This is a genomic window from Pseudomonas sp. MWU15-20650, assembly GCF_023242475.1.
GTDB lineage: Bacteria > Pseudomonadota > Gammaproteobacteria > Pseudomonadales > Pseudomonadaceae > Aquipseudomonas.
Genome location: NZ_JALJFG010000002.1, coordinates 13357 through 34966 on the forward strand (window position 1 = coordinate 13357; position 21610 = coordinate 34966).

General features: G+C 59.4%; 26 protein-coding genes and 2 pseudogenes. 13 read left to right on the forward strand and 15 right to left on the reverse strand.

The features are described from left to right. Nucleotides 1-16: 16 nt before the first annotated feature. Nucleotides 17-298 (forward strand): annotated as a pseudogene (locus M5B43_RS01935) (glyoxalase superfamily protein); the annotation flags it as partial. Nucleotides 299-519: 221 nt separating this feature from the next. Here the strand turns inward: M5B43_RS01935 and M5B43_RS01940 are convergent. Beyond that, a complete protein-coding gene (locus M5B43_RS01940; protein ID WP_248748547.1) occupies nucleotides 520-2439 on the reverse strand; it encodes a methyl-accepting chemotaxis protein in 1920 nt (639 codons plus the stop codon). A 135-nt stretch (nucleotides 2440-2574) separates the two neighbouring features. Here M5B43_RS01940 and M5B43_RS01945 point away from each other — a divergent pair. Further along, a pseudogene (locus tag M5B43_RS01945) lies at nucleotides 2575-2832 on the forward strand (OprD family outer membrane porin); the annotation flags it as partial. A gap of 104 nt (nucleotides 2833-2936) precedes the next feature. Continuing rightward, the gene (locus M5B43_RS01950; RefSeq protein ID WP_248748548.1) at nucleotides 2937-3554 is read left to right on the forward strand and encodes an FKBP-type peptidyl-prolyl cis-trans isomerase; all 618 of its coding nucleotides are present in this window, start codon (nucleotides 2937-2939) and stop codon (nucleotides 3552-3554) included. Nucleotides 3555-3695: 141 nt separating this feature from the next. Here M5B43_RS01950 and M5B43_RS01955 read toward each other — a convergent pair whose 3' ends face one another. The 3 genes from M5B43_RS01955 to M5B43_RS01965 all read right to left on the reverse strand — a co-directional run bounded on the left by M5B43_RS01955 (nucleotide 3696) and on the right by M5B43_RS01965 (nucleotide 5630). After that, on the reverse strand, nucleotides 3696-3953 hold the full coding sequence (locus tag M5B43_RS01955) for a hypothetical protein (protein ID WP_057025170.1): 258 nt from the start codon (nucleotides 3951-3953) through the stop codon (nucleotides 3696-3698). 160 nt (nucleotides 3954-4113) lie between these two features. Beyond that, nucleotides 4114-4455 (reverse strand): zinc ribbon domain-containing protein YjdM, encoded by a 342-nt coding sequence (locus tag M5B43_RS01960; protein WP_248748549.1) that lies wholly within the window; start codon nucleotides 4453-4455, stop codon nucleotides 4114-4116. 206 nt (nucleotides 4456-4661) lie between these two features. Then, nucleotides 4662-5630 (reverse strand): polyprenyl synthetase family protein, encoded by a 969-nt coding sequence (locus M5B43_RS01965; RefSeq protein ID WP_248748550.1) that lies wholly within the window; start codon nucleotides 5628-5630, stop codon nucleotides 4662-4664. Nucleotides 5631-5869: 239 nt separating this feature from the next. On the opposite strand from M5B43_RS01965, the gene rplU reads away from it, so the two are divergent. The 7 genes from rplU (at nucleotide 5870) to M5B43_RS02000 (ending at nucleotide 11454) form a co-directional block, all read left to right on the forward strand. Beyond that, a complete protein-coding gene (gene rplU / locus M5B43_RS01970) occupies nucleotides 5870-6184 on the forward strand; it encodes a 50S ribosomal protein L21 (RefSeq protein ID WP_007950961.1) in 315 nt (104 codons plus the stop codon). Nucleotides 6185-6218: 34 nt separating this feature from the next. Continuing rightward, complete coding sequence (gene rpmA / locus M5B43_RS01975) at nucleotides 6219-6476, forward strand: 50S ribosomal protein L27 (RefSeq protein WP_003176049.1); 258 nt, start codon at nucleotides 6219-6221, stop codon at nucleotides 6474-6476. A 193-nt stretch (nucleotides 6477-6669) separates the two neighbouring features. Next, on the forward strand, nucleotides 6670-7893 hold the full coding sequence (cgtA, locus tag M5B43_RS01980; RefSeq protein WP_024077369.1) for an Obg family GTPase CgtA: 1224 nt from the start codon (nucleotides 6670-6672) through the stop codon (nucleotides 7891-7893). 109 nt (nucleotides 7894-8002) lie between these two features. Beyond that, the gene (gene proB / locus M5B43_RS01985; protein WP_064454106.1) at nucleotides 8003-9121 is read left to right on the forward strand and encodes a glutamate 5-kinase; all 1119 of its coding nucleotides are present in this window, start codon (nucleotides 8003-8005) and stop codon (nucleotides 9119-9121) included. A gap of 16 nt (nucleotides 9122-9137) precedes the next feature. Then, nucleotides 9138-9602 (forward strand): CreA family protein, encoded by a 465-nt coding sequence (locus M5B43_RS01990; RefSeq protein WP_248748551.1) that lies wholly within the window; start codon nucleotides 9138-9140, stop codon nucleotides 9600-9602. Between the two features lie 101 nt (nucleotides 9603-9703). Beyond that, nucleotides 9704-10186 carry a glutathione peroxidase gene (locus M5B43_RS01995; protein ID WP_248748552.1) on the forward strand — a complete coding sequence of 161 codons (483 nt, stop codon included), beginning with the start codon at nucleotides 9704-9706 and terminating at the stop codon, nucleotides 10184-10186. A gap of 164 nt (nucleotides 10187-10350) precedes the next feature. After that, entirely contained in the window at nucleotides 10351-11454 is a 1104-nt protein-coding gene (locus M5B43_RS02000) for an NADH:flavin oxidoreductase (RefSeq protein ID WP_248748553.1), read from the forward strand. A gap of 147 nt (nucleotides 11455-11601) precedes the next feature. On the opposite strand, the gene M5B43_RS02005 is transcribed toward M5B43_RS02000, so the two are convergent. The 3 genes from M5B43_RS02005 to cysZ form a co-directional block, all read right to left on the reverse strand. Then, nucleotides 11602-11841 carry a hypothetical protein gene (locus M5B43_RS02005; RefSeq protein WP_248748554.1) on the reverse strand — a complete coding sequence of 80 codons (240 nt, stop codon included), beginning with the start codon at nucleotides 11839-11841 and terminating at the stop codon, nucleotides 11602-11604. Between the two features lie 417 nt (nucleotides 11842-12258). After that, nucleotides 12259-13437 (reverse strand): glycosyltransferase family 1 protein, encoded by a 1179-nt coding sequence (locus M5B43_RS02010; RefSeq protein WP_248748788.1) that lies wholly within the window; start codon nucleotides 13435-13437, stop codon nucleotides 12259-12261. Between the two features lie 54 nt (nucleotides 13438-13491). After that, nucleotides 13492-14256, reverse strand: a complete 765-nt coding sequence (gene cysZ, locus M5B43_RS02015) for a sulfate transporter CysZ (protein WP_248748555.1) — start codon at nucleotides 14254-14256, stop codon at nucleotides 13492-13494. A 293-nt stretch (nucleotides 14257-14549) separates the two neighbouring features. Here cysZ and trxB point away from each other — a divergent pair, with 293 nt between their 5' ends. Then, a complete protein-coding gene (gene trxB, locus M5B43_RS02020) occupies nucleotides 14550-15512 on the forward strand; it encodes a thioredoxin-disulfide reductase (RefSeq protein WP_248748556.1) in 963 nt (320 codons plus the stop codon). Nucleotides 15513-15662: 150 nt separating this feature from the next. Here the strand turns inward: trxB and M5B43_RS02025 are convergent, their stop codons facing one another. The 6 genes from M5B43_RS02025 to M5B43_RS02050 form a co-directional block, all read right to left on the reverse strand. After that, nucleotides 15663-16004 carry a HopJ type III effector protein gene (locus tag M5B43_RS02025; RefSeq protein WP_248748557.1) on the reverse strand — a complete coding sequence of 114 codons (342 nt, stop codon included), beginning with the start codon at nucleotides 16002-16004 and terminating at the stop codon, nucleotides 15663-15665. Beyond that, on the reverse strand, nucleotides 15997-16293 hold the full coding sequence (locus tag M5B43_RS02030) for a DUF1244 domain-containing protein (RefSeq protein ID WP_248748558.1): 297 nt from the start codon (nucleotides 16291-16293) through the stop codon (nucleotides 15997-15999). The genes M5B43_RS02025 and M5B43_RS02030 overlap by 8 nt, the downstream gene beginning before the upstream one ends. 65 nt (nucleotides 16294-16358) lie before the next feature. Then, a complete protein-coding gene (folX, locus tag M5B43_RS02035; RefSeq protein WP_248748559.1) occupies nucleotides 16359-16763 on the reverse strand; it encodes a dihydroneopterin triphosphate 2'-epimerase in 405 nt (134 codons plus the stop codon). A gap of 2 nt (nucleotides 16764-16765) precedes the next feature. After that, a complete protein-coding gene (folE, locus tag M5B43_RS02040) occupies nucleotides 16766-17326 on the reverse strand; it encodes a GTP cyclohydrolase I FolE (protein ID WP_248748560.1) in 561 nt (186 codons plus the stop codon). A 20-nt stretch (nucleotides 17327-17346) separates the two neighbouring features. Continuing rightward, complete coding sequence (gene folM, locus M5B43_RS02045; protein ID WP_248748561.1) at nucleotides 17347-18057, reverse strand: dihydromonapterin reductase; 711 nt, start codon at nucleotides 18055-18057, stop codon at nucleotides 17347-17349. Nucleotides 18058-18113: 56 nt separating this feature from the next. Continuing rightward, nucleotides 18114-18671: an antibiotic biosynthesis monooxygenase gene (locus M5B43_RS02050; protein WP_248748562.1), complete on the reverse strand. Its 558-nt coding sequence runs from the start codon at nucleotides 18669-18671 to the stop codon at nucleotides 18114-18116. Nucleotides 18672-18886: 215 nt separating this feature from the next. Between M5B43_RS02050 and M5B43_RS02055 the strand changes: the two genes are divergently transcribed. Continuing rightward, nucleotides 18887-19843 (forward strand): MerR family transcriptional regulator, encoded by a 957-nt coding sequence (locus M5B43_RS02055; protein WP_248748563.1) that lies wholly within the window; start codon nucleotides 18887-18889, stop codon nucleotides 19841-19843. Nucleotides 19844-19845: 2 nt separating this feature from the next. Here the strand turns inward: M5B43_RS02055 and M5B43_RS02060 are convergent, their stop codons facing one another. Both M5B43_RS02060 and M5B43_RS02065 read right to left on the reverse strand, forming a co-directional pair. After that, a complete protein-coding gene (locus M5B43_RS02060; RefSeq protein WP_248748564.1) occupies nucleotides 19846-20451 on the reverse strand; it encodes a hypothetical protein in 606 nt (201 codons plus the stop codon). Nucleotides 20452-20509: 58 nt separating this feature from the next. After that, nucleotides 20510-20977, reverse strand: a complete 468-nt coding sequence (locus M5B43_RS02065; protein ID WP_248748565.1) for a PAS domain-containing protein — start codon at nucleotides 20975-20977, stop codon at nucleotides 20510-20512. Between the two features lie 128 nt (nucleotides 20978-21105). On the opposite strand from M5B43_RS02065, the gene M5B43_RS02070 reads away from it, so the two are divergent. Further along, nucleotides 21106-21561 carry a flavodoxin gene (locus tag M5B43_RS02070; RefSeq protein WP_248748566.1) on the forward strand — a complete coding sequence of 152 codons (456 nt, stop codon included), beginning with the start codon at nucleotides 21106-21108 and terminating at the stop codon, nucleotides 21559-21561. Nucleotides 21562-21610: the final 49 nt, after the last annotated feature.

Below are 21610 nucleotides of genomic sequence, written 5' to 3' on the forward strand. Positions count from 1 at the left end.
ACACGGAGTGGTCGCCATGCACTTAGGAAAAGTCACCCCCATCCTGCGGATTTTCGACGAAGCCAAGGCATTGGAATTCTACGTCGACTTCCTCGGCTTCAACGTCGATTGGCAGCATCGTTTCGAGGCGAATTTTCCGTTGTACCTGCAAGTGTCACTGGGCGAGTGTGTGCTGCATTTGTCCGAGCATCATGGCGATGCTTCACCGGGCGCGGCCGTGCGGATTCAGGCGCACGGGGTCGACGCCTACCAGCAGCAATTGCTGGCCAAGGACTACCGGTATGCCAAGCCTGGGGTTGCGGCTTCACAGGAGCACTGACGTGCATCCAAAGGCTGGAGGTAAGGCCCAGCTCACGGAGGGCCGAGTATGCCTAAGTTTGCACGACGTACATGGAGCCTCGTAGTGAACTGTCTACGTGCTTACCACGTATGGAAGCTCCTGCGGGACAGCTTCGATGACCGTTAAGGTCTGAGAAGTGGAAGCCGCCTCGGCTCAGGCCGAGGCGGCTTTTTGCTGTCTTACACCCGGAAATGACTGACCATCTGCTGCAACTGGCTACCCAGGCGCGCCAGTTCAACACTCGACTTGGCTGTCTCATCACTGGCGGTAGCGGTCTGTTCAGACACATCACGCACATTCACGATACTGCGGCTGATCTCTTCCGCCACGGCGCTCTGCTGTTCGGCGGCCGCGGCAATCTGCTGGTTCATCGACTGGATATTGGACACCGTGCGGGTGATGCTTTCCAGGGACACACCCGCCTTGCGCGTCAGCGCGACACTGCTGTCGGTGAGGCTGCGGCTGTTGTTCATCACGTTGGCCACCTGCTGGGTACCGTTCTGCAAACCCGCCACCAGACCTTCGATCTCCTCGGTGGATTTTTGTGTGCGTTGGGCCAGGCCGCGTACTTCATCGGCGACCACCGCAAACCCACGGCCGGCTTCACCGGCACGCGCCGCTTCAATCGCCGCGTTGAGCGCCAGCAGGTTGGTCTGTTCGGCCACCGCCTTGATCACGTCCATCACGCTGCCGATCTTGTTGCTCTCTTGTTGCAGGTGCGTCATGGCGTCGGTGGAACGTGCCACTTCGGCGGCCAGGCGTTCGATCTGGGCGATGGCTTCGGCCACCACCTTGTCGCCTTCACGGGCCTGGCCGTCGGCGTCGGAAGCTGCCAGGGATGCCTGCTCGGCGTTACGGGCGACCTCCTGCACGGTGGCGGTCATTTCGTGCATGGCGGTGGCGACCTGATCGGTCTCGATCTTCTGGCTGTTGACGCCGGCGCTGGTTTGCTCGGTAACGGCTGACAGCTCTTCGGCGGCGCTGGCAATTTGGGTTACGCCATCACGGATGCCGCTGATCAGTTCGCGCAGGGTCGTGCCCATGCGCTGGATGCCTTGTTGCAACACACCCAGTTCGTCACGACGGGTGACCTGGATGTTGTGGCTCAGGTCGCCGGAAGCGATGCGCTCCACCACGGCCAGGGTGTCCTGGATCGGGCGTGTGATTTGGCGAGTGATCACCAGCGCGGCGATGACGCCGACCAGCAGGGCCAGTAGGGTGCTGATCAACTGCAGGCTGCGAGCCTGGGCGCTTTCGATGTCACGGCGATCAAGCTGGATGTCGTACAGTTTGTCGCTGATCGTCACGATATCAGCGCCTTGGGTGGTCATTTCTGCACGGGCGGTGACGATGTTGGCGTTGGCCGCCTTGTAGCTCTGCACGGCGCTGCGATAGTCACCGAGCGCGGCTTCCAGTGCGGTCAATGCGGTTTGCTGGCCAGCACCGAACGCTGCATTGAGGCCTTTCAAACCGGCGACGGCTTTTTCGATTTGCGCAGCCGCTCGGGCTTCGGTTTCTGCACTCGGGTTATTGGTGTAGCCACGCACTTCGTAGCGAGCCTGCTGGAACTCTTCCTTGGCCTGGGTCACCGCCAGGAATTGAGTGAAGCGCTCCGGGCTATCGGGCGACTGCTGCACATTGGCTTCCAGCGCATTGATTTGTGCGTTGGCGATGTCGGCTTTGGCGCCCATGACGTCGCGTGCAGCGTTGCCGTTGCGGTACGCCTCACGCATTTTGTTCAGGGATTGTTGGTAAGCGGTAATGACGGCTTTCTGGTCATTGAGCAGCTTGAGGTTTTCCGGGCTCTTGAAGCTGTCCAGGAGCTTTTGCTGCTGGGCGGCGAAGCCATCAAGGCTGGTTTGCACGTTCTGTGCAACCGTCTCGTCGCCATTGGCCAGCATGTATTGCAAGCGCACGATGCGCAGTTTGGTCAACGAGGCGTTGAGCTGGGTGATGTCGCTCATCCAGTTGCTACGGTCGATCAGGCCGCCCAGGCTGGTCCAGCCGGTCAAGGCCAGGATCGACGTGAGGACCAGCACCAAGCCGAAGCCCAGGCCGAGTTTGAGGTTGACGCTGATGTTGCCGAACCAGCTATTCATCGAATGCTCCGCAAGAGTAATGTCTGTCTGCTGGACGGTGTGTTGTTGTTTGAGCCAGCCAAGGTGTGTAGGGCTGTATCGGCGGCAAGGGGCAATTCTGAAATACTTTTGTTGCTGGGCGACGAAGCGTCGCCATTGCGCTACGACTATGACTTCGCGGCGGTACTGCCGGGCTTGAGTTTCATGACCCGTTACTACAAAGGGCAAAACGGCGAGTTCAAAGGGCGTGAGGCGCGAGAATGGGAGTCCGACACGCATCTGCGCTACGTGGTCCAGGACCGCATGTTCAAAGGTCTGGACGTGGAGTTGCGCAAGGCCACTTATCGTTCGACCTATACCAGTGACCGCGACAACTATCGGCTGTACCTGACGTACGACCTGGCGCTCTGGTAGCCGGGGAGGGGGCTGATCATGGGCCACTCTTGTGTGCTAGTCTGCGGGCCCTTTTAGTTCTGGACGGCGCGGGAAACCGTGTTGTCCTACAGCGGAGCCTCTTCATGTCCGAAGTTAATCTGTCCACCGACGAAACCCGCGTCAGCTACGGTATCGGCCGTCAGTTGGGCGACCAACTGCGCGACAACCCGCCGCCGGGCGTGAGCCTGGACGCGATCCTGGCTGGCCTGACCGATGCGTTCGGCGGCAAACCAAGCCGTGTTGATCAAGAGCAAATGGCTGCCAGCTTCAAGGTCATCCGCGAAATCATGCAAGCTGAAGCCGCTGCCAAGGCTGAAGCTGCTGCCGGCGCAGGCCTGGCTTTCCTGGCTGAAAACGCCAAGCGTGATGGCATCACCACCCTGGCTTCCGGCCTGCAATTTGAAGTGCTGACGGCAGGTGAAGGCGCCAAGCCGACCCGTGAAGACCAAGTGCGCACCCACTACCACGGCACCCTGATCGACGGCACTGTGTTCGACAGTTCCTACGAGCGTGGCGAGCCGGCAGAATTCCCGGTCGGCGGCGTGATCGCCGGTTGGACCGAAGCCCTGCAACTGATGAATGCCGGCAGCAAATGGCGCTTGTACGTACCGAGCGAACTGGCATACGGCGCTCAAGGCGTTGGTAGCATTCCTCCGCACAGCGTTCTGGTATTCGACGTCGAGCTGCTCGACGTTCTGTAAGACCTGTTGCTGATCAGCGGTACCTGTAGGAGCGAGCTTGCTCGCGAAGGACGTCAACGATAACGCGTACTGCCTGGTTTAACGCGGTGCCATTGATATCTTCGCGAGCAAGCTCGCTCCTACAGTATTGGTTGTTGTTGCTCATGGATGGAACTTGCCATTCAGATCTGTCGTCGGGCGCAATGCTCGGGCATAGCAGAACAGAAATAGATTCCTCACGACTTCCTTCAGCACTCCAGGCTCACTGGAGCTCAGGCCATTTACGTCCAGGTCACCCTGGTCCTGTAACTCATTCAGCGCTTCTTCTTCCAGCACTGCACAGACTTCACCGGTTTCCCGATGCAGGATCCGCAGGTAAGGGTGTGGGCGGTCCAGCCAGGCATCGATCAAATACGTCATGGTTCATTCTCCTTGATGGGTTTCAATGAGAATAATTCTTATTCGTGGAATAGCAAGTGCCTATTGGCAGTTTTCTGGGCTTTCTGGGTGGCGATTGCGTTCGATCAACAGAGAGGGCGAAACGCCATCCCGCGACGGGCGCGGGATGGGGGCAGCAGGATCAGACCTTGCGTACGAACTCGGACTTGAGTTTCATCGGGCCGATACCGTCGATCTTGCAATCGATATCGTGGTCGCCATCGCACAGGCGGATGTTCTTGACCTTGGTGCCGACCTTGACCACCAGGGATGTGCCCTTGACCTTGAGGTCCTTGATCACGGTGATGGTGTCACCGTCCTGCAGGACATTGCCGACAGAGTCTTTCTTTACGGTTTCATCGCCGGCTGCTTCGGTCTCGCCATTGGCGGACCACTCATGGGCGCATTCCGGGCAGACCAGTTGGGCGCCGTCTTCGTAGGCGTATTCGGAATTGCATTTTGGGCAGGGTGGCAACGTGCTCACTAAAGCTCCTTGAGATTCAGGGATGACTAAAAGTCGCACATTATATAGGGAATTGGACCAAGACAGGGCGCGGTCTTGGATTGGTCATGCACACTAAATGTAGGAGGGGGCTTGCTCCCGATTGCAGTGTGTCAGTCAGCTCACGTGTAGCTGACCCACCGCCATCGGGAGCAAGCCCCCCACATTAGTTCGCGCCTGCCAGTATTTTAGTGAGTGCGAGCGACCGCAAATTCACTCAGCTCAACCAGGGCATCCCGGTATTCGCTGGCCGGAATCACTTCCAGGCACTGGATCGCACGGGCCACATAGTCACGCGCCAGTTGTGCGGTGTACTCCAGGGAGCCGGAGGCTTCCACTGCAGCACGGATGGCCTCCAGGTCTTCAATCCCGCCTTTCTGGATCGCCTTGCGCACCAGGGCCGCCTGTTCCGGCGTGCCTTCGCGCATGGTGTAGATCAGCGGCAAGGTCGGCTTGCCCTCGGCCAGGTCGTCACCGACGTTCTTGCCCAGGGTTTCGGCGTCGCCCTTGTAGTCGAGCAGGTCGTCCACCAGTTGGAACGCCACGCCCAGGTGATCACCAAACGTGCGAAGGGCCTCGGCCTGTTCGGCGGTGGCGCCACACAGCGCGGCGGCGCTGTGGGTGGACGCCTCGAAGAGCATCGCGGTTTTGCCGCGAATGACTTCCATATAGGTTTCTTCGGTGGTGCTGGCGTCGCGGACTTTAGACAGTTGCAGCACTTCGCCTTCGGCAATGATGCGCGTGGCCTGTGAAAGAATCTTCATCACCGGCATCGAGCCCAGTTCGACCATCATTTCGAACGAGCGCGAGTACAGGAAGTCACCCACCAGCACGCTCGGGGCATTGCCCCACATCGCGTTAGCGGTTTCGCGGCCACGGCGCATGCCGGACATGTCGACCACGTCGTCATGCAGCAGAGTGGCGGTGTGCAGGAATTCAATGGTGGCGGCCAGCAGGCGCAGGTCATCGCCTTCGCGGCCCAGGGCCTTGCCGCACAACAATACTAATAAAGGACGCAGGCGTTTGCCGCCCGCCGACGTAATGTAGTCGCCAATTTTGGAGACCAGCGGCACTTTAGATGTCAGCTGCTGCTTGATGATGCCGTCGACGGCGCTAAAATCGTCCGCGACCGCGCGGTAGAAAGCTTGGGGTTGCATCAGCGACAGTCGCTCCAGAAGGGTTGCGCGGCATGCTAGGACCCATGTCCCGTAGTGTCAAGGCGCGATAGACGGGCACTTGCAACGCTTCTATAGCTTGCGTACAATCGCGCACCCTGAACTTCCTGGGCAGCACCTGCCTTACGCAATTGCATTCGGGACGTCCATCCCATGCAGCCATGCCAGCCAATACCTCTTCTTATAAAGCGCTGGGTGAGCAGGATTATCGGAGAAATACCATGTCGTACGCAGTAATTGTTACTGGTGGCAAGCAATACAAGGTCGCCCCAGGTGAATACCTGAAGATCGAAAAACTGGAAGTCGCTACTGGCGAATCCGTGACGTTTGATCGCGTTCTGTTGGTCGCCAATGGCGATGACGTGAACATCGGCGCTCCAGTTGTTGCTGGCGCTACCGTTGTGGCTGAAGTGATCTCCCAAGGTCGTCACGATAAAGTCCGCATCATCAAGTTCCGTCGTCGTAAGCACCACATGAAGCGTATGGGCCACCGCCAGTGGTACACCGAGATCAAAATCACCGGTATTCAGGCTTAATTTCAGCCTAATTCCTCACTAGGAGAATTGACTCATGGCACACAAAAAAGCTGGTGGTAGTACCCGTAACGGTCGCGACTCAGAAGCCAAACGCCTTGGCGTGAAGATGTATGGCGGCCAGAAAATCATTCCGGGCAACATCATCGTGCGTCAGCGCGGCACCCAATTCCACGCTGGCTACGGCGTTGGCATGGGTAAAGATCACACCCTCTTCGCTAAAATCGAAGGCGTGATCAAGTTTGAAGTAAAGGGCGCGTTCAACCGCCGTTACGTGAGCGTTGTCGCAGCTTAATTGCGAGATCGCTGGAAAAGCCCTGTCTTGCGACGGGGCTTTTTCGTTTGTGGAGTGAGTCTCTTGCAAAGCTGTTTGTAATGAGCTCAAGCGCTGGATTTGCGGTCGTTGATTGAGGTCGCTGCGCTCATTTTTGCAAGAGTCTTATGTCTTGGTTTCTTAAGCTCGTCCATGCGGCGAGAGGCGTTTTGTTATGAAGTTCGTTGATGAAGTTTCCATCCGAGTAAAAGCAGGCGACGGCGGTAACGGTTGCATGAGTTTCCGTCGCGAAAAATTCATCGAAAACGGTGGCCCAAACGGCGGTGATGGCGGTGACGGTGGTTCCATCTACATGATGGCCGACGAAAACCTCAACACGCTGGTCGACTACCGTTACACCCGGCACTTCGATGCCGAGCGTGGCTCCAACGGCGGCAGCACCGACTGCACCGGTAAAAAAGGTGAAGACCTGGTACTGCGTGTACCGGTCGGCACCACGATCATCGACTCCGCTACCCAGGAAGTCATTGGCGACCTGACCAAAGCCGGCCAGAAGCTGATGGTTGTGCAGGGTGGTTGGCACGGTCTGGGTAACACCCGATTCAAATCCAGTACCAACCGTGCACCACGCCAGACCACGCCAGGCAAGCCCGGCGAGCAGCGTGACCTCAAGCTGGAAATGAAAGTACTGGCAGACGTAGGCTTGTTGGGCCTGCCGAACGCCGGTAAAAGCACGTTCATCCGCTCGGTATCGGCCGCCAAGCCGAAAGTCGCCGACTACCCGTTCACCACCCTGGTGCCGAACCTGGGTGTGGTCAGCGTAGATCGCTGGAAAAGCTTTGTGATCGCCGACATTCCCGGCCTGATCGAAGGTGCTTCCGACGGTGCCGGCCTGGGCATTCGCTTCCTCAAGCACTTGTCGCGTACGCGTTTGCTGCTGCACCTCGTCGACATGGCGCCGCTGGATGACACCAGTGCACCAGATGCCGCTGAAGTCATCGTCAGCGAACTGACCAAGTTCAGCCCTTCCCTGGCCGAGCGTGATCGCTGGCTGGTGCTGAACAAGTGCGACCAGATCCTCGAAGAAGAACATGAGGAGCGCGTCAAGGAAATCGTCGACCGCCTGGAATGGACGGGCCCGGTCTACGTGATCTCGGCCATCGCCAAAGAAGGCACTGAGCGCCTGACCCGCGACATCATGCGCTACCTGGAAGACCGCGCCGACCGCCTGGCGGCCGACCCGGTGTTCAAGGCCGAACTGGCCGAACTCGACCAGCGCATCGAAGACGAGGCTCGCGCCCAGCTGCAGGCCCTGGACGACCAGCGTGCCCTGCGCCGCAGCGGCGTGAAGTCGGTCCATGACATCGGCGACGATGATTGGGACGAAGAAGACGTGGATGATGAAGACGGTCCGGAAATCATTTACGTGCGCGACTGATCCGTTGCGATAAACTTGAACGCCGCTCCCTGGAGCGGCGTTTTGGTATCCGGGTATAACGCTATGGGCGGCGCTGGGTCGCGCGGCCCTCACTCTAAGGTTGAAGATGATGCGGAGCAAAGTGACAGGTGCGCAGCGCTGGGTCGTAAAGATCGGAAGTGCGCTGCTGACGGCGGATGGCAAAGGTCTGGACCGTGCAGCCATGAGCGTCTGGGTCGAGCAAATGGTGGCCTTGCATGAGGCTGGTGTCGAGTTGGTGCTGGTGTCGTCCGGGGCGGTTGCCGCCGGGATGAGCCGCCTCGGCTGGACCGCGCGACCCAGCGCGATGCACGAACTGCAAGCCGCCGCCGCTATCGGTCAGATGGGCCTGGTGCAAGCCTGGGAATCCAGCTTTGCCGAACACGGCCGGCACACGGCGCAGATCCTGCTGACCCACGACGACCTGTCCGACCGCAAGCGCTACCTCAACGCCCGCAGCACCCTGCGCGCCCTGGTCGAGCTCAAGGTCATCCCGGTGATCAACGAAAACGACACCGTGGTCACCGACGAAATCCGCTTCGGCGACAACGACACCCTGGCCGCCCTGGTGGCCAACCTGGTGGAGGCCGACCTGCTGGTGATCCTCACTGACCGCGACGGCATGTTCGACGCCGATCCGCGCAACAACCCCGATGCCCAGTTGATCTACGAAGCCCGCGCCGATGACCCGGCGCTGGACGCCGTGGCCGGCAGCGTCGGTGGCGCCCTGGGGCGTGGCGGTATGCAGACCAAACTGCGCGCTGCGCGCCTGGCGGCACGTTCCGGTGCGCACACCATCATCGTCGGCGGGCGCCTGGAGCGCGTGCTGGACCGTCTCAAGGCGGGTGAGCGCATCGGCACCCTGCTGTCGCCGGAGCGCGGCATGCTGGCGGCACGCAAGCAGTGGCTGGCCGGGCATTTGCAAACCCGCGGCACGCTGGTGCTGGACGAGGGCGCTGTGTCGGCGTTGTCCCAGGGCAACAAGAGCCTGTTGCCGGTGGGTGTCAAATTGGTGCAAGGCAGCTTCCGTCGCGGTGAAATGGTGGTCTGCGTGGCGCCGGACGGCCGTGAAATTGCGCGTGGCCTGGCTAACTACAGTGCCCTGGAGGCGCAGAAAATCATCGGGCAGTCGTCTGAGGCGATTGTCGGTCTATTGGGGTATATGGCGGAACCTGAACTGGTACACCGCGACAACCTGATCCTGGTTTAACCAAAGGGAATACACGATGCGCGTGATGAAGGGATTGCTCGGCCTGCTGTTGGCCATACCGCTGCTGGCCTCGGCCGAAGAAATTGGCCAGGTGTCGACGGTATTCAAGTTCGTTGGCCCCAATGACCGGATCGTGGTCGAAGCGTTTGACGACCCCAAGGTTGACGGCGTGACGTGCTACCTGTCGCGCGCCAAGACCGGCGGCGTGAAAGGCGGCCTGGGTCTGGCCGAAGACCGTGCCGAGGCGTCGATTGCGTGCCGTCAGGTCGGGCCAATCCACTTCAAGGGCGAGCTCAAGGACGGCGACGAAGTATTCAAGGAGCGCACCTCGCTGGTGTTCAAGACCATGCAGGTGGTGCGCTTTCTGGATAAGAAGCGCAATACCTTGGTGTATCTGGTCTACAGCGACCGTTTGATCGAAGGCAGCCCGCAAAATGCGGTCACCGCGATTCCGATTTTGCCCTGGCCGACGGCGCAATAACCGTCAGGCGAGTTTTTGAATCGGCGTCTATGATTGCAGGCTTGTGGTCTGTAATCTCGAACGGCCGCAATGCGAAGAACATGGGATATCTGGAGTTCGTCATGAGTGCTTTCCACGACCTGAAACTCAAAGCTTTGGACGGTCATGAGCTGCCGCTGGCGCCCTTCAAGGGGCAGGTGGTGCTGGTGGTCAACGTGGCCTCCAAATGTGGCTTGACCCCGCAATATGCGGCGTTGGAAAACCTCTATCAGCAGTACAAGGGCCAGGGTTTTACCGTGCTGGGCCTGCCGTGCAACCAGTTTGCAGGCCAGGAGCCGGGCACCGAGGAAGAAATCCGCGAGTTCTGCAGCCTCAACTACGGTGTGACCTTCCCATTGGGCAGTAAGCTCGACGTTAATGGCCACGATCGCCATCAGCTGTATCGTTTGTTGGCGGGTGAGGGCGCCGAGTTTCCCGGGGATATCACCTGGAACTTCGAGAAATTCCTGCTCGGCAAGGATGGGCGGGTGCTTGCGCGATTCTCCCCACGCACGGCGCCAGATGATCCGACGATCGTCCAGGCTATCGAAAAGGCCCTGAGCTAAATCTTTCCCCTGCGGCTGAGCGGGCCTGTCCCGCGTTGGGCTGCGCAGCAGCCCAAATTCCTCACCGCTTTTACCCCTTAATCACCCAGATCAATAGTGCTATCGCGTCCACGGCACTGCTCATATTATCCACATCATAAATACCTCTTCCGTGGAGTGCTCCCATGCCTGTCCAAGCGTTGTTCAAACCATTCCAGCTCGGTGCACTGCAGCTGTCGACCCGTGTGGTCATGGCGCCCATGACCCGCTCGTTTTCACCGGGTGGCGTACCCAACGCCAAAGTCATCGAGTATTACCGTCGTCGTGCAGCTGCCGGCGTGGGCCTGATCATCACCGAAGGCACTGTGGTCGGCCATCAAGCCTCCAACGGTTATCCGAACGTGCCGCATTTTTACGGCGAAGCTGCGTTGGCCGGCTGGAAGAAAGTCGTGGATGCGGTGCACGCCGAAGGCGGCAAGATCGTCCCGCAGCTGTGGCATGTGGGCAGCGTGCGTCGTATCGGTACCGAACCTGACGCCAGCGTGCCGGCCTACGGTCCGATGGAAAAACTCAAGGATGGCCAGGTGTTGGTCCACGGCATGACCATCGAGGACATCAAGGACGTCATCGCCGCCTTCGTTCAGGCTGCCACAGACGCCCAGAGTATCGGCATGGACGGCGTGGAAATCCATGGTGCCCATGGCTACCTGGTGGACCAGTTCTTCTGGGAAGGCAGCAACCAGCGTACCGACGAATACGGTGGCAGCCTGGCCAACCGTTCGCGCTTTGCCATTGAACTGATCCAGGCCATTCGTGCCGCTGTCGGCGCGGATTTTCCGATCATCTTCCGTTTTTCCCAGTGGAAGCAGCAGGACTACACCGCGCGTCTGGTTCAAACCCCAGAGGCATTGGGTGAGTTTCTCAAGCCATTGGCTGACGCCGGCGTGGATATTTTCCACTGCTCCACCCGTCGTTTCTGGGAGCCGGAATTCGAAGGCTCCGACCTCAACCTGGCCGGTTGGACGCGTCAGCTCACCGATAAACCGACAATCACCGTTGGTAGCGTTGGCCTGGATGGTGAGTTCCTGCAGTTCATGGTCAACACCGACAAGGTCGCGCAACCAGCCAGCCTGGAGAAACTGCTGGAGCGCCTGAATAACGACGAGTTCGATCTGGTTGCCGTGGGTCGTGCCTTACTGGTGGACCCGGATTGGGCTGTGAAAGTACGCGAAGGTCGCGAGAGCGACATCTTGCCTTTCAGTCGTGAGGCGTTGATGACGCTGGTGTAAGGGGCTGGACTCCCTGTGAGTGCCACAGGGAGTTTTGCAGCTACTCGGGTCGCTTATTCAGCGCTTTAGTGTGATCAGTCCTTATACCCAGGCCGGCTCTGCGATTTTGGGCGTTAGTTGCGGGCCGCCAGCCTCAGCCAGGTTTAGTCACCCGTTGTGATGCACGCCACGCTGTAGGGTTTGGGCGTACTCATGCTCCGATTGCGGGCGGTTCCAGCCATTATCTGGACGGGTGGGCTGCGGGTGGTTCCAACCGTTATCGGGGCGGATGGGTTGCGGGCGGTTCCAACCGTTATCGGGGCGGATGGGTTGCGGGCGGTTCCAACCGTTATCGGGGCGGATGGGTTGCGGGCGGTTCCAACTGTTATCGGGACGGGTGGGCTGCAAGTAGCCCCGGCTTTGACCTGGATGGCTCCCCTCTACGTGCGCATTATGATGCTGTTGGGCTGATGGACATCCGTGACGGTTCGGCTCGTCTGCAGGTGTGCGGCGCTCTTCGCTCCCCTGAGTGTGGGTGTTGAAAGGCATGTATTGCAGGGCCATTGATCCATTTATCGTCGACATATCGCTCTCTATTAACTTCTATCATGAGTAGCCTGCCTCTTTGGGACGCGCTTCATAGGGAAGGCATGCCTCGAACGGCAGGTATCATGTAGGTGGCGATAATTCGCGCAACGTTCCGGAAATATCCCGTTGCGGCGTGCCGATTCAGACGGGCTTACGGGATTACTCTGAATATCGAAGCCGTTATTCAATGGCTAGGCTGGAGGGAGGGCGAACAGCCCCACACTATTTGCAGACCGTTCAGCGCACGTAAGGCTGCGGTGGAAGCGCAAAACGCTCTGCGCACACACCTCGTAACTGATGCTCGAACTGCTCGATAATCGCCGGCCAACCCTGGCGGCTGGCATGCTGGCGAGCATTCAGGCGCATGCGGCGCAAACTCTCCGCATCTTCCAGCAGCCAGTTGGCGGCGTCACAAAACGCATCCTCATCCCCAGGCATCGCCAGCACGCCGTTGTAGCCGTGGCGAATATGCTGGGTCGCGGCCGCCTGGTCGTAAGCCACCACACCGAGCCCCGAGGCCATGGCTTCCAGTACCACATTGCCGAAGGTTTCGGTCAGGCTGGGGAACAGGAACACGTCACCGGACGCGTAATGCCGCGCCAACTCCTCACCGCGTAAGGTGCCGCAGAAAATCGCTTCGGGCAGTTCCTGCTCCAGCATCCCCCGTTGCGGGCCGTCGCCCACAATGATCAGTTTCATCTGGCGCAGTGGGTAGGTGTCCTGCAGAGTCTCAAAGCAGCGTTTGAGCAGCCCCAGGTTCTTTTCCTGGGCCAGCCGCCCCACATGCAGCACAGCGATTTGGTCATTGTTCAATGCCCAGCTTTCGCGTAGCGCGTTGTCGCGTCTGGCTGGGTGGAACAACTGGCTGTCGACGCCACGCGACAACATCCCCAGGCGCTCGAAATGTCGGCGCTCCAGTTCCAGATGCTGGCTGGCGCTCGGCACCAGCGTCAGGCTCGAGCGGTTATGAAACCAGCGCAAGTAATGGGTGACCATGCGACTCAACAGGCTCAAGCCATACTGGTTCGAATACTGCTGGAAGTTAGTATGAAAGCCGCTGACGACACTGATGCCCAGGCGACGCGCGGCGCGTAAGGCGGATAACCCCAGCGGCCCTTCCGTGGCGATATACAGCACATCCGGGCGCTGACGTGTCCAGCGCCGTAGCAATTTGTGCATCGACGATTGACCCCATTGCAGCCCAGGGTAGCCCGGCAGCGGCCAACCGCGGCACAGCAACAATTGATCATCACTCGGCCGGCTCTGGTCGGCGCCCTGGCGCGGGCGTACCAGTTCAACTTGATGGCCGCGGGAACGCAGACCCTCGCAGAGGCGGCCAAGGGTATTGGCCACCCCGTTGATTTCCGGCGGGAAGGTTTCGGTAATTAAGGTGATGTGAAGCGAGGCTGTCGTCATGACCCACAGTGTCACCGTGGGCCATGTCGCCATTGTGTCATCCAGATGATGGATTTATGACTGAGTGACCTTTTGCGCCGCCATCGCCTCGGCACCTTGCTCACGCACCCAGAACAGCGTAGCCCCGGCCACTGCCGCCGGCATCATCAGCAGGTTGACCACCGGTACCAGCAACACCAGATAAACGACGCCGCCGAAGCTCATGCTCTGCCAGCGTTTCTGGCGCAACCAGGCGAGCATTTCGTTCCAGCCCAGCTTGTGGTTATCGGCCGGGTAGTCGATGTATTGGATTGCCATCATCCACACGCCGAACAGCAGCCACAGCGGCGCGGCTATCAGGTTGACCACCGGGATGAACGACAGGATGAACAGGCCGATGGCCCGTGGCAGGAAGTAACCCAGCTTGCGCATTTCCCGGGCCAGGGTGCGTGGAACCATCGCCACCAGTTCGGCCCAACTGAATGAAGGGAAGTCATCGGTACCTCGCACCACCACTTCAACTTTCTCCGCAAGGAAGCCGTTGAACGGTGCTGCGATGACGTTGGCGAGCAGGGTGAAGGTGAAAAACACCATCAGCACCACCAGCACCACAAACAGCGGCCACAGGATATAGCTCAGGAAACTCAGCCAGCCGGGTAGCGTCGGCATCAGGTTATCGACCCACAGGCTGAACTGATGGCCGGCGAAATAGATCAAGCCGACGAACAGCACCAGGTTGATCGCCAGTGGCAGCAGTACAAACAGGCGCAGGCCAGGGCTCAGCACCAGTTTTAGGCCCTCACGCAGGTATTGCGGGCCGGAAAGAGCGGGGGCGGGCATGGAGAACTCCGAGCAGGATGAAGAACGCGCCGACCTTACCGGCTTTGCCTTCAAGGCGAAAGCGCGGCCAGGGTGACGACATCAACTGTAACAAAGGCGTCGATTAACCGAGCCGACTGCATAGAGACCACCTATGAGCTGGATTGTTATTCCGTATTTCCTTAATCTTGCCCCCCTCGATACGCTGCACCCATTATTTTTCAGGGCCTGCGAGTTCAAGCCTTCCCCAAGTGCTTCGCGGTCCTTTTTTATTCCAGCCGTCCTGTGGTCCGGGCGGTCGATAGGAGTGAGTCATGTCTGATACCCGTCATTCGCGAGTGATTATTCTCGGTTCCGGCCCTGCCGGTTACAGCGCTGCCGTCTACGCTGCCCGGGCCAACCTCAAGCCACTGCTGATCACCGGCATGCAGGCGGGCGGTCAGTTGACCACCACCACTGAAGTCGACAACTGGCCGGGCGATGTCCACGGCCTGACCGGCCCGGTGTTGATGGAGCGTATGAAAGAGCACGCCGAGCGCTTTGAAACCGAAATCGTCTTCGACCACATCAATAAAGTCGATTTCTCGAAAAAGCCCTACAGCCTGACCGGCGACAGCGGTGTGTACACCTGTGACGCACTGATCATCGCCACCGGCGCCAGCGCGCGTTACCTGGGCCTGCCATCGGAAGAAGCGTTCATGGGCAAGGGGGTTTCGGCCTGTGCGACCTGCGACGGTTTCTTCTACCGCAACAAGCCTGTTGCCGTGGTCGGTGGTGGTAACACGGCCGTGGAAGAAGCGCTGTACCTGGCCAATATCGCCAGCACCGTGACCCTGGTTCACCGCCGCGAAACCTTCCGCGCCGAGAAGATCCTGATCGATAAGCTGCACGCCCGTGTCGCAGAAGGCAAGATCATCCTCAAGCTCAACGCCACCCTGGACGAAGTCCTGGGCGACAACATGGGCGTGACCGGTGCTCGCCTGAAGAACAACGACGGCAGCTTCGACGAACTGAAAGTCGACGGCGTGTTCATCGCCATCGGCCACACCCCGAACACCTCGTTGTTCGAAGGCGTGCTGGAGGCCAAAGACGGTTACCTGATCGTGCAGGGCGGCCGTGAAGGCAATGCCACGGCGACTAACATCGAAGGTATATTCGCGGCGGGTGACGTGGCTGACCATGTCTACCGTCAAGCCATCACCTCGGCTGGTGCCGGTTGCATGGCAGCCCTGGACGCCGAGCGTTACCTCGACGGTTTGAAGAACGCTTCCTTCTAAATCCGTTGAAATAAAAAAAACCGGCTGAGAAGTCGGTTTTTTTATGGGAGGGGGCTTGCTCCCGATAGCGGTATTTCAGCCAAGTATTCATTAGCTGATTCGCCGTTATCGGGAGCAAGCCCCCTCCCACATTTTGGATTTATGTTTGGCTCAGGACTTTAGCGTCAGAGGCTGTTGAGTGAATTTCACGCCCGCCAAACCATGGGCAATCAACGCCCGAATATTGCCGTGGTCACTGCCCTCAGGCGTGGCAAGCACCGAACGGTAATGCTCACCAAATGCCAGCAGTGCTTCCTGGTCGCTCAAGCCTTCCAGCAGCGCCAGCCCCAAGGTCTTGCACGAGCCTTCGTTTTGCCCGGCAGCGTTTTCCACATTGCCGTTGGCGAAGGCTTGCGGCTGGTAGTCGTAACCGGCAGCGACAAACGCCAAGGTATCGGCGAAGGTGTGTTCGCCGCTGTTGAGGCTGGCGCGCAGGGTATTCAGATCAGTCATGGGGTTTTCCTTTGGCGAACGCTGCCTGTTGGTCGGCGCTGGCTTCATTCTGGTACTGGGCTTTCCACTCAGCGTACGGCATCCCGTACACCACCTCACGGGCGTCATCGAGGCTCAGCTCGATCTGGCGCTCATCGGCCTCGGCCTTGTACCACTTGGACAAGCAGTTGCGGCAGAAGCCGGCGAGGTTCATCAGGTCGATGTTCTGCACATCCTTGCGGCTGTCCAGGTGTGCCACCAGCCGGCGGAAGGCGGCGGCTTCGAGTTCGAGGCGTTGTTGATCGTTCATAGAGGTCTCTTCGAGACAGCTTCAAGCGGGCAAGCTTCAAGCTGCAAGTTGGAATGAGGTTGGCTTTAACTTGTGGCTTGAAGCTTATCGCTTAAAGCTGAGCGGCTCGCCGCGAGCGTTATCGAAACCGACTCGGCAAAGCGCAGGGCATGGGGCTTGTCCACTTCGACCTCGGCGTACAACACCGACTCGTTGCTCATTACCAGGTCGAGCAACTCCTGGGTCAGTCGCTCCAACAGGGCAAAGCGGTTGCCTTCCACGTGGGCGATGATCGCCTTGGTGATGGTGCGGTAGTTCAATGCGTGGTCGATATCGTTGTCGCGCACGGCTTCCTGGGCGGCATACAGAATGGTCAGGTTGATCAGCACATCCTGTTTGTTGACGATTTCGTCTTCGTTGATGCCGATGTAGGTGCGCAGGCACAGGTCTTTGACCCGGATGCGCGCCATGCCTGGTTGAAGTTGTGGCATTGCTACTTGCTCCGTCCAATCAGTTGCAGGAACTCCATGCGCGTGGTGTTCGACTCGCGGAAAGCGCCGAGCATCACCGAGGTGTTCATGGTTGAATTCTGTTTTTCCACACCGCGCATCATCATGCACATGTGTTTGGCTTCGATCACCACCGCCACACCGGCCGCCTGGGTCACGTCCTGGATTGCGTCGGCGATTTGCCGCGTAAGGTTTTCCTGGATCTGCAGGCGCCGGGCGAACATATCGACGATACGCGCCAGCTTCGACAGGCCGAGTACCTTGCCGGTCGGAATATAGGCCACATGGGCCTTGCCGATAAACGGCAGCAAGTGATGCTCGCACAGCGAGTACAGCTCGATGTCCTTGAGAATCACCATCTCGTCATTGTCAGAGGCGAACAGCGCGCCGTTGACGATTTCTGCAAGGTTCTGCTCATAGCCGTGACACAGGTACTGCATGGCCTTGGCGGCGCGCTTGGGCGTGTCGAGCAGGCCCTCGCGCTGCGGGTCTTCACCCAGGCCCTTGAGGATTTCGCGGTAGTGGTGGGGCAGGGATAAGGTCATACAACATCCTCACAAACGGCTTACTTGATATGCCGCCCGCCGTTGACGGTCAGGGTGGTACCGGTGACATAGGGGTTGTCCAGCAGGTAACGCACGCTCTGGTAGATCACCTCGGGCCCGGGCTCTATGCCCAGGGCGGACTTGGCCAGGACCTTGGCGCGATAGGCCGCGTCGTCGCCTTCATTGAACATCACCATCGCCGGGGCGACGCCGTTGACCTTGATCAGCGGCGCCAACTGCGCGGCAAATGACAGCGTGAGGCTGTCGAGCCCGGCCTTGGTGGCGCAATAGGCGATGTGCTGGCGGCTACCCTTGCGTACCACATCATCGCTGATATGGACGATATCGGCAGGCGTCGAGCGTTGCAGCAAAGGTGAACAATGCAGGTTGATCAGGTACGGCGCAAGCATGTGCACGCTGAACATGTCGGTGAACGCGCGGCTTTCGTCGCCCGGCGTTTCCGCGATCCAGGCCGAGGCGTTGTGGATGATCGCCCGCAGGCTTTGGGTATGGGTTTGCAGCTCGGCAATGAAGGCAAGAATTCCTGCTTCGCTGGAGAAGTCGGCAAACACACCGATTGCGCCCCGTGCGCGCAGGGCCTTCACGCCAGGGCGGTCGCTGCGGTAGCTGAAAATCACCGATTGGCCCTCGTCCAGCAGGCGTTCGGCGCAATGCAGGCCGACACGCTGGCCGGCACCGGTGATCAGGATCGGGGCGTTCGTTGCAGTCATGGGAGGCTCAAGTCGCTGGCAGGCTGAAACTATACCAGCGACCGGCCCCCCTGTACTCAGGCGGCGGCTTCGGCAACCTTGCGAGGCGGCGTTGGGTGTAGCCAGTTCGCCAGTAACTGCGTGGACAGCGGAATAAAGAAGTACACCATCAGCGGTGTAAGGGCTGCCGTGCTCACCAGTACGCGGATGAACAGGTCCAGCTCGCTGAGCAGAGGCCCCAGGCCGAAGTTGAACAGCAGCGATACCGGGAAAAACGCCAACCAGATCGCCACGGCCTGCTTCCAGCGCGGGGGGCGAGCACCTGCGGCGCCAAACCAGCCATCGATACCGCTCACGCGGTGCTCGGACGGGTTGGCGAACAGCTCGCTGCCACGGCTTAGCCAGGCGCTGCGCGAGGCTGAAAACTCCCAGGCGTGCAGGGTTTTTTCATCGGCAAAGCGGAAGATAATCTGGCATTCATCATCATGGGGCGGCGGGGCGAGCACGCCAGAGCCCAGGTAGCCGGGGAAGTCAGTGGCCAATTGCTCGCCTTCGCGTAGCCAGGCCATCAGTTCTTCGTAGCGGCCTTTGGCCACGCGGCGCGCAACCATCAAGGTGACGGGGGAGGTAGACATTGTGTATCTCCAAAAGTACGAGGCGCGCTGGACCGGGTAGGTGGCGCACGAAGGTGGCGGCCGGGTAAGGCCATCACCTGAAAACGCAGGCAAGGATTATTCCTGTTTCGAAGAAATACGCCAGTGTCATTGGTCCAAAGCCCGAGGGCCTTGAAAAGGACAAGTGCAAAAGCGTTAAATAGGGTTCAAATTCAAACGGATGTTTGCGACCTCTGATGCCCGAAATTACTGCTCCCAATCGTGAAATTACCCCTTCCGGTAGTTCGAGTTCTGATGAGCTGTTTCCGATTCGTGAGGTCTCGAGATTGACAGGCATCAATCCGGTCACATTGCGTGCGTGGGAGCGCCGTTATGGCCTGATCCAGCCCACGCGCACCGAAAGTGGGCACCGCCTTTACTCCAGGGCCGATATCGAGACCGTCAATCGCATACTCGGCTGGATTGAACGAGGCGTAGCGGTGAGCAAGGTCGGGAAGATTCTCGCTCGCGACGATCAGCAGGCCGAAGCGATTCGTGAGCGGGGCGCGGTTGAGGATAGCGAATGGTCGCAGTGGCAAACTCGGTTGATGCAAGCCGTCAGCGCCTTCGACGATCGTCAGCTAGAGAGCGTGTATGGCCAGATCGTCGCGACCTATCCCTTGAACGTTGCGTTCCAGGGCATTCTGATGCCCCTCTGGAACACTCTGCTACGCCATCAGGGCCGCTTCGGCCAGGCCAGTGAGTGGTTGTTTTTCGACGCCTTCATGCGCATACAAACCTTCCTGCGCCTGCACGTCGCGAATGCGTCGCCCGGGTCTCGCATAGTGTTGGCGGCCATACCCGGTGAGTGTCGAAAACTGGAATTACTGGTGGCGGGGCTGTTGATCAGTCGTGATGACTTGGTTGTGAAGGTGCTCGGCATGGGCCAACCCTTGGATGAGTTGACACTCGTTTGTGAAAAGATTCAGCCCCAGGCGCTTGTGCTTTTCTCCAGCCATTTCCACAACCATGACGTGTTGGAACGCCTGAACCGTTTGGCGTTGACCCTGGATTGCCCGTTATTCCTGGCCGGTGCCGCTTCGGAGTTGGCCGAGAAAGCGCTGGCAGGTTCTTCGGTCGGCTGCCTGGGCAGTGAAGGGCGCCTGATGCAGCGCCGCTTGCAGCAGTTTCTCAGCGGCCGCCTGGATACCTGATATCAGGCATGCACATGCGGGTGCACCAGGCGATGCTGATGCAGGATGAACTGGCGAAGGCGCTCGATCTCATCGGCAGCACTCTGGTTCAGGCTGTAGGCGAACAGCCCTCGGGCGGTTTCCCGTTCCAGTGTGCCGCGCAGCGCGATACGCTCGTAACCCGACGGGCTGAACCACAAGGAAAAGGTTTTCGGCGGCTTGACTCGCCCCCGCATCTCTACCAGCACACCCTTGAATGACACCTCGTGCACCCACAGCGCGGCGGGGTTGCCTTTGAGATTCTCCAGCGCCACAGGTGTTTCAAGGGCCAGGCGCCAAGGGCGGATCATGGGGCCGTCTTCGAAAATGCTGGGTACCCCCAGACGCAGATGCACTGCATGAAACTCATCTTCCACCAACTGCAGGGGGAATGTGAGTTGCTGGTTGTCGAACTGCGCCTGGAGGGTGACCTGATCGTGAGCGGCCAGCCGCGTGAGCAAATCACGCATCTGCGCACCCCCATTAACCGTCAGGCTCGACCATGCATCCCGCACGTTGAGCTGCGGGTTGTGCTGCATGTCCTGGATAAAATCCAGTTCGTCCTGCGTCAATAGTGCGTCGCGTTGCATTGATGTCGCTCAACAAGGAGACATTAAAAAGCCATTATCGCTCTAAAGACCGCATTTTTTACAGTTTGTTAACTCCACTCGTCGCCCTGAGTGTCGCCAGTTGCTCTTTGAGTTCGGCCACTTGCGCTTCCAGCTGGGTGACGCGCTGCTGCGCTTTGACTTGGGTGGTGACATCTTTTTGCACACCGACGAAATATGTCTGTTTGTCGACCGCGTTGTACACCGTTGAAAGCGAGAGTTCGTTCCAGAAGGGCGTGCCGTCCTTGCGGTAGTTGCGCAGGATTTCCCGGCACGTGCCGCCGCTGTCAAGCGCTTCGCGGATCGCCATCAGGGCCGGCTGGTCGCGATCGCCTGACTGCAGGAAGCGGCAGTCCTGATAGAGGATGTCGTCCAATGTGTAGCCGGTCAGTCGTTCGAAGGCCGGGTTGACGTAGATCAGCGGTTTGTCCTGGCCTTCGCGTTCGGCGACGACGATACCGTCGTTGGACGCATTGACGACCATTTGCATCAGCTTGGCGTTAATCATTGAGCGGTCCATGGCTTGTTTGAGTGCTTGGATTTTATGACACGCGTTGAATGTTGCACGACATGGCGCGAAATATTCGCGCCAACTGCTAATATCCCACGCTTTCGCTCAACTACAGGATCAGATTGATGAAAGTCGCCATCCTTTCCGGCTCGGTCTACGGCACGGCAGAAGAAGTCGCCCGCCACGCCGCTGTCATCCTCAACGACGCCGGTTTTGAAGCCTGGCATAACCCTCGCGCCACGTTGGCCGATGTGCAGGCTTTTGCCCCCGAGGCGTTTCTGGCGGTGACCTCGACCACCGGTATGGGCGAACTGCCCGACAATCTGCAACCGCTGTATTCGACCCTTCGCGACCAGTTGCCCGCCGCCTGGCGTGGCCTGCCCGGTGCGGTCATCGGCCTGGGTGACGCCAGCTACGGGGATACCTTCTGCGGCGGTGGCGAGCAAATGCGCGAGCTGTTCGGCGAGCTGGGCGTGCGCGAAGTGCTGCCAATGCTGCGCCTGGATGCCAGTGAGAGCGTGACCCCTGAAGCCGACGCCGAGCCCTGGCTGGCCGAGTTGGTCGCTGCACTGCGCGGTTGACCGCAAACTCGCGCACCACGCCCGGTCGTACCAGCCCGCGCTCGATCAC

What these genes read in the sequence shown, in the direction of transcription:
- M5B43_RS02030 (WP_248748558.1), bottom strand. Translation starts at nt 16,293, where the DNA reads ATGAACGATCAACAACGCCTCGAACTCGAAGCCGCCGCCTTCCGCCGG.
- M5B43_RS01965 (WP_248748550.1), bottom strand. Translation starts at nt 5,630, where the DNA reads ATGCAACCCCAAGCTTTCTACCGCGCGGTCGCGGACGATTTTAGCGCC.
- M5B43_RS02050 (WP_248748562.1), bottom strand. Translation starts at nt 18,671, where the DNA reads ATGTCTACCTCCCCCGTCACCTTGATGGTTGCGCGCCGCGTGGCCAAA.
- cysZ (WP_248748555.1), bottom strand. Translation starts at nt 14,256, where the DNA reads ATGCCCGCCCCCGCTCTTTCCGGCCCGCAATACCTGCGTGAGGGCCTA.
- M5B43_RS01995 (WP_248748552.1), top strand. Translation starts at nt 9,704, where the DNA reads ATGAGTGCTTTCCACGACCTGAAACTCAAAGCTTTGGACGGTCATGAG.
- M5B43_RS02055 (WP_248748563.1), top strand. Translation starts at nt 18,887, where the DNA reads ATGCCCGAAATTACTGCTCCCAATCGTGAAATTACCCCTTCCGGTAGT.
- rpmA (WP_003176049.1), top strand. Translation starts at nt 6,219, where the DNA reads ATGGCACACAAAAAAGCTGGTGGTAGTACCCGTAACGGTCGCGACTCA.
- M5B43_RS01950 (WP_248748548.1), top strand. Translation starts at nt 2,937, where the DNA reads ATGTCCGAAGTTAATCTGTCCACCGACGAAACCCGCGTCAGCTACGGT.
- M5B43_RS01990 (WP_248748551.1), top strand. Translation starts at nt 9,138, where the DNA reads ATGCGCGTGATGAAGGGATTGCTCGGCCTGCTGTTGGCCATACCGCTG.
- folX (WP_248748559.1), bottom strand. Translation starts at nt 16,763, where the DNA reads ATGCCACAACTTCAACCAGGCATGGCGCGCATCCGGGTCAAAGACCTG.
- M5B43_RS01955 (WP_057025170.1), bottom strand. Translation starts at nt 3,953, where the DNA reads ATGACGTATTTGATCGATGCCTGGCTGGACCGCCCACACCCTTACCTG.
- M5B43_RS02065 (WP_248748565.1), bottom strand. Translation starts at nt 20,977, where the DNA reads ATGATTAACGCCAAGCTGATGCAAATGGTCGTCAATGCGTCCAACGAC.
- M5B43_RS02060 (WP_248748564.1), bottom strand. Translation starts at nt 20,451, where the DNA reads ATGCAACGCGACGCACTATTGACGCAGGACGAACTGGATTTTATCCAG.
- M5B43_RS02010 (WP_248748788.1), bottom strand. Translation starts at nt 13,437, where the DNA reads ATGACGACAGCCTCGCTTCACATCACCTTAATTACCGAAACCTTCCCG.
- M5B43_RS02025 (WP_248748557.1), bottom strand. Translation starts at nt 16,004, where the DNA reads ATGACTGATCTGAATACCCTGCGCGCCAGCCTCAACAGCGGCGAACAC.
- M5B43_RS02070 (WP_248748566.1), top strand. Translation starts at nt 21,106, where the DNA reads ATGAAAGTCGCCATCCTTTCCGGCTCGGTCTACGGCACGGCAGAAGAA.
- cgtA (WP_024077369.1), top strand. Translation starts at nt 6,670, where the DNA reads ATGAAGTTCGTTGATGAAGTTTCCATCCGAGTAAAAGCAGGCGACGGC.
- M5B43_RS01940 (WP_248748547.1), bottom strand. Translation starts at nt 2,439, where the DNA reads ATGAATAGCTGGTTCGGCAACATCAGCGTCAACCTCAAACTCGGCCTG.
- trxB (WP_248748556.1), top strand. Translation starts at nt 14,550, where the DNA reads ATGTCTGATACCCGTCATTCGCGAGTGATTATTCTCGGTTCCGGCCCT.
- rplU (WP_007950961.1), top strand. Translation starts at nt 5,870, where the DNA reads ATGTCGTACGCAGTAATTGTTACTGGTGGCAAGCAATACAAGGTCGCC.
- folE (WP_248748560.1), bottom strand. Translation starts at nt 17,326, where the DNA reads ATGACCTTATCCCTGCCCCACCACTACCGCGAAATCCTCAAGGGCCTG.
- proB (WP_064454106.1), top strand. Translation starts at nt 8,003, where the DNA reads ATGCGGAGCAAAGTGACAGGTGCGCAGCGCTGGGTCGTAAAGATCGGA.
- M5B43_RS02000 (WP_248748553.1), top strand. Translation starts at nt 10,351, where the DNA reads ATGCCTGTCCAAGCGTTGTTCAAACCATTCCAGCTCGGTGCACTGCAG.
- folM (WP_248748561.1), bottom strand. Translation starts at nt 18,057, where the DNA reads ATGACTGCAACGAACGCCCCGATCCTGATCACCGGTGCCGGCCAGCGT.